Origin of the sequence: Microcoleus sp. Pol7_B2 (genome assembly GCF_036701035.1) — a bacterium.
GTDB lineage: Bacteria > Cyanobacteriota > Cyanobacteriia > Cyanobacteriales > Microcoleaceae > Microcoleus.
Window position 1 is genome coordinate 1 of record NZ_JAUBQB010000001.1, and the last position, 12292, is coordinate 12292.

Below are 12292 nucleotides of genomic sequence, written 5' to 3' on the forward strand. Positions count from 1 at the left end.
TTGGTTAATCCACAGCACTTTAAAAACTGGTTTACAAGCTGCTGCTACTGTACTTCATAAACCTGGAATCGGCTGTATTTGCAGCACAAAGGCGAGCCAATGTCAATACGCTGGCTGCTGTGGCCGCCGTTAAAAATTAAATTTTTTTGAACTTGTTTAAGATTAGCAATTAACCGGGATTTCCCCTCTCGACAATGTGTTTGAGAGCGTTTAATCACTCTCTTCCAAAAAGGTTTGTACTCGACCGTTCGGTCGCAAAACAACTCGAATTTTCGGGTTTTTGCCATTAGAAACGGCAGAAACAAACGGCTCGCCGGCTAATGGCATATTAATTTGCTCGATATAATCTGCTGCTGCTTTTCCCATCGGCACAATACTTTGAACTGACCCATTTTCATCGATCAGCACGCTGTATTCCAAAGTTTGTTCCATTCCTTCTGGAGGCTTCCAGCGTTCCTCAAAGTAAGTTCTAGCTTCTGAAACTTGAGGAATTGTATCAAATAAAGTGCGGTTTTTTTGACTCGCTGCCGCCTGGTTGTTGTCCTCGGGCTCGGCTGGGGGTTGAGCATCCTCAAGAGGTGGGAGTTCGGTACTGGCGGGGGGGACAATCGGCTCGATGGGGCGGGGGGATGGCTGCGGCGGGGGAACGGGAAATCTGGAAGCAGACAGGGAGGGCGGCAGGGGGGGCGGTACGGCGGGAGCTAGTCTCGGCGGTAGGGGGGGCAGCACGTAGGGTACTGGTGCGGGTGCTTGGGGGGCGGAAATGGGCGGTTCTTCGGGGGCGGGAATTGTGATTGTTTGCCCTTGAGGGAAAGCTGGGGCGCTCTGTGGGGCGCTGGCTGCGCTGCCGTTGGGGGGAAATAGCAGGGGTGGCTGCTGGATGGGGCTGGGTCTGTTGCTGGGGGTATTCGGGGCGAGGGCGATGGGGGGTAAGCTGGGGCTGGGGGAGGCGGCGGTGTTGATGGGCGGGGGCGGCAGGGGCGGTAAACCGGGTGTGGCTGAGGGTTTTGGTGCTGGGGGTGTCGGTACGGCGGGAACTGGACTGGGGGAGACGCCGGCAGCTAACTGGGGATTTCCTGGAGCGGTGCTCAATTGTGGATTGGCGGGGGCGGGGGCGGGGGCTGAGGCGGTTTGCGGAGAGGTGGCGGCCCGATCGAGCATTTTGATAATTCCTGTCGTCAGACCCGCGCTGGCGACCATCATTGCTGCCACCTTAAGCCAGGGTGAGGACAGCGGCCCTCGGGGTTCGCGGTTGAGGTTGGGAAGCGCCATCACTTCGGCGGCGCAGTCATCTAGTGCTGTGGCCAAGTCAAACAGTTGCAGGGTGCTCAAGGGAACTACTGGCCCGGATTCTGCGGCGCTCAAAGAGCCTAAAAACAAGTTGTGGGCGAGCAAGCCGCGGGGTTCTAAGCGGGGGGGAACCGGAAGGTAGGAAGGGTTCGGGGCGGAGCTTGGGATAGAGTAGGGGTTGGAAGTTGCTAGTTCGGAAGTGTTGACGGCTCGATCGAATAGGACGGCGTTAGGCGCGGCTTGTGGCGAGTCTGGCTCTGCTGCGGTACGAGCGGTTTGAGAGTTAAGGTTGCTTTCCCAATCGCGGGATTCGCCGAGGAAGTTTTGGACGTAGGTGCTAACAGCTTCGTGGAGGGTTTCGAGTTGAATTCGATCGCCCCTGAGGGTAACGTGTTCGGTATCTGGCAGCCTGGGGTCGTCGAGTCGCAGCTCGAAACTTAAAGATTTAAACACCGGTTGGCCCGCCCAGCGAGATAGAGGCGAACTTTTGGCTGTAATTTCCAGCGTGCAAGTGGGGGGCGTGTACCGTTTGAGAACCATAGCAGAAAGTCTGTTGACTGTTGACAGTTGACCGTTGACTGTTGGCTGTTGACTGTTGGCTGTTGGCTGTTGTTTAATTTTTAGCGCGATCTAGAAGAGCCAGCCAGAGGCGGCGGTGGCCGCCGGGACTGCTGTAAAACAGCAAATCGATCAGGAGTTTGAGGGCTAAATCAGTTAGTTCTCGCGCCGATAAATTTTCTGCATCTTCCATGCGCGAGCCATAAGTGTTGCTGAACCTGTCAATATAATCTCCCAGCAAAGCGATGGTGTGAGGTTCGCGGTTTTGCTCTGCCATTTGTTCCAGCAAAGCAACAGCGCGGCGGATTAAAGCTTGGTGCTGTTTTGCCAAATGACAGCTTATCAAAACGAGCGATCGAGCTTCCTCCACATCGAGTTTTTTGCGCCCTCCGTGGCCTTTCCGCAGCGGGTTAGATTGGCGCAGCCGCCACAAAGCTACCCGATCGGCTACCATTGGCTCTAAATTCAGTTCGGCTGCTACCTTGAGCATCGCCTCTGAGCCAATTTCTGCCAGTGCTTCTAGGGCTAACAGCACTAAATCCAGTTGGGCTTTAATGTTGTCCAACTGGGTAGGTTCTGGTGCTTTTTGGGTCAATTCTTCCCAGTTGGGAGATTGGCCAGTTTCGTTTGTGGGAGCGGAGGACTTTACGGTCGAGCGCATGGCTTCAGCACGGGAAATTAAGACTGGTTGAGGCAGGAGATCAAACAGTATGCAGTGATTAAAGCTTAGCGGCCTGTGGGCAACAGCACATCTGTTTATTTGTCTCCATAGCTCGTTGCTTTGATTCCGGCAATCCTAACTGCTGGACGGAGTTGCGGGTTAAAAGTTGCGGTTTCAAGTTCGATCGATCGCAATCCGCAAAACCCATAGATTTTCACCCCTAACCATCCTACGCCACACAGTGACCGAAATCAAATCAGTGCTTTGAAACTATTGGGACTTATATCAATGCAAAGATCCTAGCGCTCTCGAATGCTACTTATAGTCTGTCGCTACTTATAGTCTGTCAGATTATAGTTGTCATTGCTTCATCTGGCGCGATCTATGGATATTACGGAGCAATTTGGTAAAAAAGTTAGACATTTCAGAAAGCTCAGAAATCTTTCCCAAGATCAGCTTGCAGAACTATCTGCATTACATCGCACCTATATTGGTTCAGTTGAACGAGGTGAAAGGAATATAACGCTACTTAATGCAAGCAAAATAGCCAAGGCATTATCCGTTAGTCTAGCCGATCTGGTAGTTGATGATGACTGAAAGAAGACTAGAGCAAATTTTAGCAAGATACCAAAACTCATTTACCAAAAAAATTTATGCAGAAGAGAATGAAGAACACGATATTTTAATGGATGTGTTTGGTATTTCTCCAATTATAAAAAAAGAAAATAGGCAATATTGGGGACGTGAGTTAGGTATGTGTTGGCAATTGTTAGTTACTGAAACGTGTAAAACATATTGCAGTAGCTTTCAGCCAGCATTTAAAGTTGGAAGCGATGAGCCGTGCGATCTGATTGTTGATGGGTACGCAATAGATACAAAATATCGTATTGGCTCAGGAGACTCTGGAACACTGAAAAAGTTCAAATCTTATGGCCCACTACTTCGTACTTATAATTACGAACCTGTATTCTTAATTCTTAGACAAGATAATTTGCCCGCAGCTATTACAGCGTGCCAAGTAGGGACTTGGAAAGTTTACACTGGGGACGATTCGTTTCAGTTCATAAAAACAATAAGCGGGTTTGATTTAAAGTCATTTCTTATTGAAAAAGTGGGAGAATTCCCTGTATACCGCTGAAACTATCAAGGCGCTTGTTGATAATCTCTATGTAGTCAGGTACTATTTCAATGCCAACATACCTAATGCCAAATTCTTGCGCCGCCAGCAATGTGGTTCCCGATCCTGCGAAAGGATCGATTAGAATAGAATTTTCCAAACGCGGTACAAATATTTCGACCAGCTTTCTCATGAGAGCGATTGGTTTAACGGTGCAATGGACGTTAAACTCCTCGGTTTTCTCACGCTGTATACCTTCTAAAATATTTGACTGAAAACCACCAAACTGATCTTTAGTATAAAATACACCAGTACCATACTCCTGTAAAGTTTCCAAGTAATTATTTACCAGTGGTTTTTGAAGTACGCAGATTGCTTCCCATTCATTCCTCAGACAACTGTGCCAACCATCCCATTTTTCAGGATTTTCATATCCTTTCTTCTCTAACTGTTGTTTAATATTGACACCTTTAGGGATACCACTCGATCTTTTATAAACAAGAATATCTCTCGCATAGAAACCAGCACTTTCAAGTGCAACTTGTACGTGAGCAACAGTCCGCGTGCTGTTGAAAACTAAAACTGTCGCACCCGGTTTGCAGATCCGAAAAAGCTGCTCGCCCCACTCAAAGCACCACTTTTCATAATCCAGAGTGTTGTTACGATTCCTTTGATACCATTTTTCGTTTCTGACTCCACCTGCTAAACCACTGCCATAGGGAATGTTTTTAACCAGGGTTTTATTTCCCTTGCTATTGACTCTTTCCATACGCCTTTGAATTTCTGAGTCATCCCATCTATGACCAATAAATTCATAATTATAAGGTGGGTCAGTGATACAGGCAGAAATATAATTTTCTGGCAAGGTCTTCATCACTTCACGACAGTCGCCAACCAAAACTTCATTTGAGGGAGTTTTTTTCATTAATCAGGCAGTTACTAAAGTGGGAAATCAACTCTTAATTATGCCACATTTGCAGTATAGTATCCATTCCGGTTGTATCACTACGATCTGTTCGTTGCAACTTGTTTTTCTGCCGAAAAATATATATAGCAATCCTAAAGGACTCGTAAATTTTTTACCCCACCCCAACCCTCCCCGAACCCGCGGTTCGGGAGTAAGAAAATTACAAATGATTTAGGATTGCTATAATTACGAGTCAACCGGAAATGCGTAACTCCTGACTATTTCAAATAAACCACCGTCACACCTGCACCTCCTTCTTTTTGACTGGCGAGTTCAAAGCGGGAAACCTGGGGGTGATTGGCGAGGAACTCGTGAACGCCGCGCCGCAACTGTCCCGTACCTTTACCGTGAATTATCCACAGCACTCCGTATTCCACGGCTTTGGAAAGAGCTCTGTCTATTTCGATTTCTGCGTCTGAGACTCTCGCACCCCGTAGGTCGATCGAATTATTAGCAGTGCGAATGGCGATTTCGGGATTGGGTTTTGCAGGTTCCGCCGCTGCTTGCTTAGCTTTAGCCGTAGCGAGTGCTTGTGCTTGGGCGGCCGCCTTGGCTAATTGAGCTTTAGTTTCCGGTTTTTGACCGTCGAGGGATTCAATTTCTCCTAGTTTGACAGTCATTTTCATAATCCCAAACCGAACGCTCAACTCTTCGTTAGCATCGGGGCCGCTGAGGACTTCGGCGGTTTGGCCCAAGCTGGGAATGCGGATGCGATCGCCCACTTTCGGCATAAAACTCGGTTTGGGTTTAGCCGGTTGTTGGCGAGAAGGCAGGTGTTTTTCAGAAATTTGATTTAAGGTTTCTGTAGCTTGTTGGGCATTTTGAGCCGTCTGGTTGCCCGACTGCAAGCGACGAATGATTTGAGCAATTTCTGATTTTGCCGACCCTATCGCCTCATTTACTGCCACTTCCTGAGCTATTTTTAGTTCTCGCTCCCGCTCTTGCAAAGCGGCTGCTTTTTGAGAAACTTCTCTGTGCAGTTTTTCGGTTTGGTGTAGCAGTTGAGTTGCTTCTCTGGCCTTGGTTTCCTGTTTCCGGCGCTGTGCTTCGAGTCCAGCAATCACTTGATTGACATCTTGAGAGGCTCCCCCGACATAGGTTTGAGCTTCTTCGACTATGGATGCTAGCAAACCGAGTCTTTGGGCAATGGTGAGGGCGTTGGAACGTCCGGGAATTCCCCACAGCAAGCGATAGGTTGGCTGCATGGAATTGTCGTCAAATTCTACTGAGGCATTTTCAAAGCGGGAGTCTTGATATTTGAGGGCTTTGAGTTCGCCAAAGTGGGTAGTTGCAACTGTTAATAGGGAATGTTGGGCGAGGTATTTCAACAGGGCGATCGCCAATGCACTGCCTTCTGAGGGGTCTGTACCCGCTCCTACTTCGTCTAACAAAACTAAAGATTTGGGAATTGGTAATTGGGAATTGGTAATTGGGATTTGGGGTTGGGGAATTTGTAATTTAGGTTTGAGAATTAGCCGAGCAGAAACAGTGTTCTGTGTATCTGTGGCTTCTTGGTCTTGCTGTTGGGAATTAGTAATTGGAAGGTTTGAATTTTCTTCCCCTTGGGCCTGCGATTTATTGTGTAAAACTTCTAAAATGCGGCTGATGCGGCGGATATGGCCGGAGAAAGTAGACAAACTTTGCTGTAAAGATTGTTCGTCACCAATATCGGCCAAAATATTGTCGAACCAAGGCAATTCTACGGGTTCGCGGGCGGCAACAAACATTCCGGCTTTCGCCATTAAAGCTGCCAATCCCAAGGTTTTGAGAGTGACAGTTTTGCCGCCAGTGTTGGGGCCTGTGATGGCGACGACGCGGATGTGCGGCGCGATCGTTAAATCGACCGGCACGACTGGAAAGCCTTGCTCGTGATGTTGCTGCCAAACTAATAAAGGATGGCGCAACTGGCGCAGGGTAATTTGCGATCGCAGGTTGCGAATTAATAATTGACTGTTTTCTGAGTTTTCCTCATCTTCTTTTTCCTCATCTTCTGTTTCGGGATTTTTTGGTGCTAATTCGGGTTCTCCCAATTCGATAAATTTCGGCGGATTTGCTTGCAACCAAAAACTATAACGCGCTTTAGCGACCGCTAAATCTAAAGTTGTAACTACCACCACCAATCTGTCTAAATCGGGTTTTACTGCTGCGACTTGCTCCGTGAGGGCGCGGCGGACTGCTTCTTCTTCGGCTTGTTCTTGCCTGAGCAACTGCCGCATTTGGTTGTTAAGATTGACTGTGCTGTGGGGTTCTACGTACAGTGTCGCGCCGCTGGCCGAGGAGTCGTGAACGATGCCCGGTATGGCATCTTTTTGGGGAGCTTTGACTGGAATGACAAAGCGTCCGCTTCTTTGGGTAATTAGCTGTTCTTGTACGGCGTTGGATTGGCGCTGCAAAATCCCCTGCAATATTTGATAAATGCGATCGCGCAACTGTCGCATTTGAACTCTAATTCCTGCTAATTTAGGAGTGGCTCTGTCTGCTACTTGAGCGCGATCGTCTATACAGCGGTGGATTTCTTGCTCTAGTTCGGGATAAGTCCGCAATTGGGATGCCAGTTCTTGGAGCGTCGGCACATCTGCCTGAGAGTCAATTATCCGGCGCAATTGCCTTGCTCCGGCGAGGGTAGTAGCAATTGCCAGCAATTCTTCGCCGCTGAGCAAACCTTGCAGTTCGGCTCGCTGCAGCGAAGTGCCGATGTCTTGGATTCCTTCAAAACTCAAAGCACCGCCAGCGCGGCTCTCTAACTGATAAGCTTCCTGAGTTTGGGCTAGGAGTTCTGCTGTCTGAGCTTGACTTGCCGGGATTGGGAGGTCAAGGGCGGCGGCGACGCCGAGTTTGGTGGCCGCGAAGGTAGCCAAGTGCTGACACAGGCGCGGCCATTCTAATAGTTCTAGTGTTTCGGCTTGAATCAAAGTTGAGGTGGTGTTGGTAATTGGCATTCTCAGGCGCTGACCGAGAAGGTGAATTTGACGATACTATTAATTGATTTTAAAGTTTTTTATTGTTTCCTGGCGCAACTTGAGAAAGTATCTGCGATCGCCCTCAGCAGTCTTTCGGCAGAAAGCTCTGATGTACCATTAATTACGAAGGAGAAAATTTGCATTTTTGCATTGCCCGTCTAAAATTATACCTTCTAGTGATACCAGTCCCCAAAAAATATGCAACTGTAGGCAAGCTCCCAACTATTATTATACAGTAAGTCATTCCCCATTTTTTACTCTAAAATATAAAATCTAAAATGGTATGGGCTATTTTTGGTTTTGAGGGAGCGGGCATCGGTTGTTTTTTGATGTAATTGAACTATTTTGGAATTTTAAATCTGTCAGCGCAATTCTGGCGGTTGTATCCTAAAAAGTAATTTGTGGAGTTGGTAGAAGTATGGCAAAGATTCTGGCGATCGTCGCGGATACTGTGAGTTTTCAAGTGGTGCAAGAGTTACTCGGCCAAGAGGGACATCAGGTGAGAGTCGTTTCCGACGATCAAGAGGGTTTAGACTTGGCGAGGGAATTGTCCCCCGATGCGATAATTTGCGACGGCACTTCGCCTCAAATCAACTTTTTGGAGGTGTGCCGACTGGTGAAAGCCGATTCCCTACGGGATAGCTTCGCTTCACGAGAATTGGCGGCAACCTATTTTATTCTGCTGACAACACCCGAGCAATTTGATGAAGTTCAAGAATTGGATGTGCCCTTTGACGATTTTCTGTTTAAACCGATAGTTAAGCAGGAATTATTGGCGCGGGTGCGCTCGTCTAAGCGATCGCGCGAGTTGAGGGCGCAGTTGGATCTCACCCAGCAAGAATTGCAACTGTCGCGCGATCGAATGCTGCAAACAGAAAAAATGTCAAGTTTAGGCGAATTGGTATCAGGTATCGCCCACGAAATTAACAACCCAATTACTTTTATTTACAGCAATCTAACTCACGTCCAAAGCTACGCTACCGATTTAATTGACCTGCTGCGATTGTATCAAAAAGAGCTAGTCGCTCCAGGAGCGGAAATTATGCAAAAACAACAAGATATGGATGTGGAATTCGTACTCGACGATTTATTAAAAATTGTGAGTTCCATGCGTACCGGGAGCGATCGCATCCGCCAAATAATTTTGTCGCTACAGGATTTTTCCCGCAGCGATCGATCGGGCTGGCAGTTATTTGATGTTTCCGACGGTTTAGAAAATACTCTGTTGTTGTTGCAGCACCGCTTGCCGGCTCGCGAGGGAAGGCGAGACATCAAGGTGATGAAACACTTCGGCAATTTGCCACAGATTGAGTGTTACGCAGGGCTACTCAATCAAGCTTTTCTGAATATCATCAATCATGCGATCGATGGTTTGGAAGAGTCGGCTCAAGAGTTAGAGGAGTTGGAATCCATCAAATTTAAGCCTGTCATTTTGATTACCACTCAGGTGGTCGATGCTCAACGAATTTCTATTGAGATTGCTGATAACGACATCGCACATAGCAAAGATACCACAGCCCAAATTTCTGAGCCATTTTTGGGAGCAAAACCTGCGGAACAACCCATATCATCGGGACTTGCTCTCAGCTATCGGATAATTGTAGAGCAGCACAAAGGAGAGTTCAAGTGTTTTTCCGAACCGGGTAAAGGCACTAAAATTCAGATAGAGATTCCGCTGCGTCACAGTTAATTAACAGTATTTACCGTTGGTGGGGGCGGGTTTTTGAGATTGTTTGTTTTAGCCTGAGATGATGGTGAATCCGCCCCTACAATGACTGCATTTTTTTTTAAAGGTAAAATTTTGTAGAGGGCTTGGCAGAAGTTATCGAAAAGAGACTTGAGTTGATATTCAAGAGATTTGAAGGAGAGAGGAAGAGAATAGAAATATGAATAATTCCATGGAGAGGGGCAACCACGGGAGATTGCCCCTACAAAACACGGTTATCTAGATGTTGTGTGTCTAGGAGTGGAATAACTAAAGGGAGACTTGCGCGCCTTGAGTATCGAGGCCGATCGCCCTTACATCTGCCTTTACCTCAAATTCCACCCAAGCAGTCGCCATTTCCCTCACAACCGCATCAGCATTAGTAGCATCCGTTAAAGCCAAAAGCGTTGGGCCGGCACCGCTAATTACCATTCCACAAGCCCCTGCATTCACGGCGGCTTGTTGCACCGCTTCATATCCCTTAATAAGAGATTGCCGGTAAGGCTGGTGAATTTTGTCTTGGAGGGCGCAGCGCAGCCAGTTTTCATTCCCAGTTTCCAAAGCCCGCACTAGGAAACCGAGGTGTGCAGCATTAAAAATCGCGTCAGCCTTACTGTAATCTGCTGGCAAAACTTTGCGGGCTTCGGCTGTAGACAGTTCAAAATCGGGGATGGCTACCACGGCCACAATATTTGGATGCCAGGGAATATCGCAAATCTCCCAAGCACCCCCCTTAGTCAAGGGGGGTTGGGGGGGTGGATTGCTAGCAGCGAGGCGACAACCTCCGAGTAAAGCGGGGACAACGTTGTCGGGATGGCCTTCAAGTTCGATCGCCAATTGCATCACTTCCACTTGACTCAAAGGCGCACCGGCTAACTCATTTGCACCGACTAATCCACCGACAATAGCTGTGGCGGAACTCCCCAAACCTCTAGCCAGCGGCACTTGCATATCTATATGTATCGCTACAGGGGGCGGCGATTGGTTGAGGCGATCGTATAACTTGAGAAAAGCTTGATAAGCGAGATTGCTGTCGTCTGTCTTGACTTTGGCGGCTTCTTGGCCCCTAACAGTAATTTTTAGTTTCTCTGTTGCTGATGGTTCGAGTCGGGAGAATTGGAAGCGGTTGTAGAGGCTTAAAGCGGCGCCGATGCAGTCAAAGCCGGGGCCTAGGTTGGCGGTTGTGGCGGGTACGGTGACGGTGACGGTGGAAGTTTCGGGCATTTTTTGAATGGTGGATTTGGAATGTTTAACCGCAGATGAATGCGGATGAACACAGATGGTTTTTTGGTGTTTGTGCAATCGACTATTTTAACTGATTCCTAGAACATCTTCGTAAATTTGTGCGATCGGGCATTGAAAGTCTACGCTAGCCAAGCGAACTTCTTCGCCCTCCGCGTAAGGGTAAAGTTCCCAGCGCCCTTCTGCATTGCGCTGGTAAGATTCTACACTGATTCTTTCTTGGTTAATCAGTACGTATTCTTGTAAAGTTTCTAAGGTGCGGTAGTCGGCAAATTTATTTCCGCGATCGAATGCTGCTGTTGTTGGAGATAAAACTTCTACGATTAAGCGCGGGTAGCGTTTGAAATATTCCAGGCTTCTATCTCTTTCATCGCAAGTCACCATGATGTCTGGATAGTAAAACACGTCTGCTTGCTCAATTCTGGCTTTCATATTTCCTATGTAAATTCGGCATCCTCTACCCCGAACGTGGTTTCTAAGCAGTGCAAATAAGTTGCCTGCAATTGTCTCGTGAGCATCACTTGCTCCTGCCATTGCATAAATTTCGCCTTGTTTGTATTCGTGTTTGATCGGGCTGATCTTTTCGCCTTCTAAATAGTCTTCTGGGGATGCGTAGTTGTGACTTTTGTTGGCAATCATAGTTGGTATTTGTAAAAGACTAACCCTATTATATTTTTTTCCCAAACCATTTATTATTGCAGCATTTCAATGTGCTTGATGGCATCTTGATAATCGTTGGTATTGCCATCTTTTTGATAGAGCTCCGCTGCTTTTTGATAATCGGCGATCGCCCCCGGTTTGTCTTCTAAGAATTCGCGGGCTCTGGCGCGGTTGTAGTAGGCATCGCCGTAGTTGGGGTTAATTTCAATTGCGCGATCGAAATCTGCTTTAGCTGCTGGATAGTCTTTGAGATTGCGGCCGTGGATGATGCCGCGTTTGTTGTAGGCTTTGGCGTAGTTGGGGTTGAGGCGGATGGCTTCGGTGTAATCGGCGATCGCCCCTTGAATATCTCCTGCTTCTGATTTGGCTAAAGCGCTGTTAAATAAGTCTTCAGCAGTATTTTGAACGATGAGTATTGGTGAGGGTTGGGTACAAATGGCAGGGGATATGCCGCCCAAAACGGTAACAAATCCCAAAAGGGCGATCGTCCGGTAAAAGTGTTTCATAAATCTAAGCAAAAATTCGAGCGACAGAGCAACTAAAACCAGGTAACAAAGGCGAGGTCAATTCATCAGCGCTCAACAGCGTAGCAATGAGCCTTAAACTTGCTTGTTCCCTGCGATAAACTTCTATTTGCTGCAACCGCCAATTCACAATCCAGTATTCCTGTACTCCTCGTACCGAATAGAGTCGGAGTTTCAAATCTCTATCCCGTCTTTCATTGTCTGCACCGGGGGACAATACTTCAACAATTAACTCGGGTGCGGCGGTTAAATGGCCGGCTTCGTCTAGCAAGATAGCCAAGCGTTCATTGCTCGCCCAAACTACATCAGGAATAACGTTATCAGCATCCGTGAAAATGATACCCGGATTGATTCCTGCTCGTCCTAAATTAGTCTCTCGCGACCAAGTATTAAGTTCTTGGTAGAGGTTGCCTATAGCCTGTTGATGACCCCAATGCGGTGCTCTAGTCACAAATAACTCCCCATCAATAATTTCGTAACGATGGCCGTTATCGGGCAATAGTTCTAAATCGGCGGTAGTCCAGCGTACTTTATCAGATATTGTCTGGTTCATACAAGCACTCTTGATAGGTGATAGAAACATTCTAAACGATCGAGCTTCTACACGA

The 12292-nt window shown here is 47.5% G+C and carries 12 protein-coding genes; 3 read left to right on the top strand and 9 right to left on the bottom strand.

The features are described from left to right. Positions 1-210 precede the first annotated feature (210 nt). The 3 genes from QUA57_RS00005 to QUA57_RS00015 all read right to left on the bottom strand — a co-directional run bounded on the left by QUA57_RS00005 (position 211) and on the right by QUA57_RS00015 (position 2727). Positions 211-1830 (bottom strand): DUF4335 domain-containing protein, encoded by a 1620-nt coding sequence (locus QUA57_RS00005; protein ID WP_333058780.1) that lies wholly within the window; start codon positions 1828-1830, stop codon positions 211-213. Positions 1831-1903: 73 nt separating this feature from the next. Next, complete coding sequence (locus QUA57_RS00010; protein ID WP_333038252.1) at positions 1904-2509, bottom strand: DUF3038 domain-containing protein; 606 nt, start codon at positions 2507-2509, stop codon at positions 1904-1906. 95 nt (positions 2510-2604) lie between these two features. Next, entirely contained in the window at positions 2605-2727 is a 123-nt protein-coding gene (locus QUA57_RS00015; protein ID WP_333038249.1) for a hypothetical protein, read from the bottom strand. A gap of 166 nt (positions 2728-2893) precedes the next feature. On the opposite strand from QUA57_RS00015, the gene QUA57_RS00020 reads away from it, so the two are divergent. Continuing rightward, positions 2894-3106, top strand: a complete 213-nt coding sequence (locus tag QUA57_RS00020) for a helix-turn-helix transcriptional regulator (RefSeq protein ID WP_333038246.1) — start codon at positions 2894-2896, stop codon at positions 3104-3106. Further along, entirely contained in the window at positions 3096-3647 is a 552-nt protein-coding gene (locus tag QUA57_RS00025) for a hypothetical protein (RefSeq protein ID WP_333058781.1), read from the top strand. Before QUA57_RS00020 ends, QUA57_RS00025 begins: the two co-directional genes overlap by 11 nt. Here QUA57_RS00025 and QUA57_RS00030 read toward each other — a convergent pair. Next, on the bottom strand, positions 3610-4551 hold the full coding sequence (locus QUA57_RS00030; RefSeq protein ID WP_333058782.1) for a site-specific DNA-methyltransferase: 942 nt from the start codon (positions 4549-4551) through the stop codon (positions 3610-3612). The genes QUA57_RS00025 and QUA57_RS00030 overlap by 38 nt on opposite strands. Positions 4552-4811: 260 nt before the next feature. Beyond that, complete coding sequence (locus tag QUA57_RS00035) at positions 4812-7505, bottom strand: endonuclease MutS2 (RefSeq protein WP_333058951.1); 2694 nt, start codon at positions 7503-7505, stop codon at positions 4812-4814. A 466-nt stretch (positions 7506-7971) separates the two neighbouring features. Between QUA57_RS00035 and QUA57_RS00040 the strand changes: the two genes are divergently transcribed. After that, positions 7972-9243, top strand: coding sequence for an ATP-binding protein (locus tag QUA57_RS00040; RefSeq protein WP_333058784.1), 1272 nt, complete (start codon positions 7972-7974; stop codon positions 9241-9243). Between the two features lie 285 nt (positions 9244-9528). Here QUA57_RS00040 and thrB read toward each other — a convergent pair whose 3' ends face one another. From thrB to QUA57_RS00060, 4 genes are all read right to left on the bottom strand, one after another. Continuing rightward, on the bottom strand, positions 9529-10482 hold the full coding sequence (gene thrB / locus QUA57_RS00045) for a homoserine kinase (protein WP_333058785.1): 954 nt from the start codon (positions 10480-10482) through the stop codon (positions 9529-9531). A gap of 87 nt (positions 10483-10569) precedes the next feature. Continuing rightward, on the bottom strand, positions 10570-11139 hold the full coding sequence (locus QUA57_RS00050) for a Uma2 family endonuclease (RefSeq protein ID WP_333058786.1): 570 nt from the start codon (positions 11137-11139) through the stop codon (positions 10570-10572). 53 nt (positions 11140-11192) lie between these two features. Beyond that, on the bottom strand, positions 11193-11666 hold the full coding sequence (locus QUA57_RS00055) for a tetratricopeptide repeat protein (protein WP_333058787.1): 474 nt from the start codon (positions 11664-11666) through the stop codon (positions 11193-11195). A gap of 4 nt (positions 11667-11670) precedes the next feature. After that, complete coding sequence (locus QUA57_RS00060) at positions 11671-12237, bottom strand: Uma2 family endonuclease (RefSeq protein ID WP_333058788.1); 567 nt, start codon at positions 12235-12237, stop codon at positions 11671-11673. Between the last annotated feature and the right edge of the window lie 55 nt (positions 12238-12292).

Excerpts from the sequence above, each read along its gene's own strand:
- QUA57_RS00005 (WP_333058780.1), bottom strand. The coding sequence starts at position 1,830 with ATGGTTCTCAAACGGTACACGCCCCCCACTTGCACGCTGGAAATTACA.
- QUA57_RS00010 (WP_333038252.1), bottom strand. The coding sequence starts at position 2,509 with ATGCGCTCGACCGTAAAGTCCTCCGCTCCCACAAACGAAACTGGCCAA.
- QUA57_RS00020 (WP_333038246.1), top strand. The coding sequence starts at position 2,894 with ATGGATATTACGGAGCAATTTGGTAAAAAAGTTAGACATTTCAGAAAG.
- QUA57_RS00025 (WP_333058781.1), top strand. The coding sequence starts at position 3,096 with ATGATGACTGAAAGAAGACTAGAGCAAATTTTAGCAAGATACCAAAAC.
- QUA57_RS00030 (WP_333058782.1), bottom strand. The coding sequence starts at position 4,551 with ATGAAAAAAACTCCCTCAAATGAAGTTTTGGTTGGCGACTGTCGTGAA.
- QUA57_RS00040 (WP_333058784.1), top strand. The coding sequence starts at position 7,972 with ATGGCAAAGATTCTGGCGATCGTCGCGGATACTGTGAGTTTTCAAGTG.
- thrB (WP_333058785.1), bottom strand. The coding sequence starts at position 10,482 with ATGCCCGAAACTTCCACCGTCACCGTCACCGTACCCGCCACAACCGCC.
- QUA57_RS00050 (WP_333058786.1), bottom strand. The coding sequence starts at position 11,139 with ATGATTGCCAACAAAAGTCACAACTACGCATCCCCAGAAGACTATTTA.
- QUA57_RS00055 (WP_333058787.1), bottom strand. The coding sequence starts at position 11,666 with ATGAAACACTTTTACCGGACGATCGCCCTTTTGGGATTTGTTACCGTT.
- QUA57_RS00060 (WP_333058788.1), bottom strand. The coding sequence starts at position 12,237 with ATGAACCAGACAATATCTGATAAAGTACGCTGGACTACCGCCGATTTA.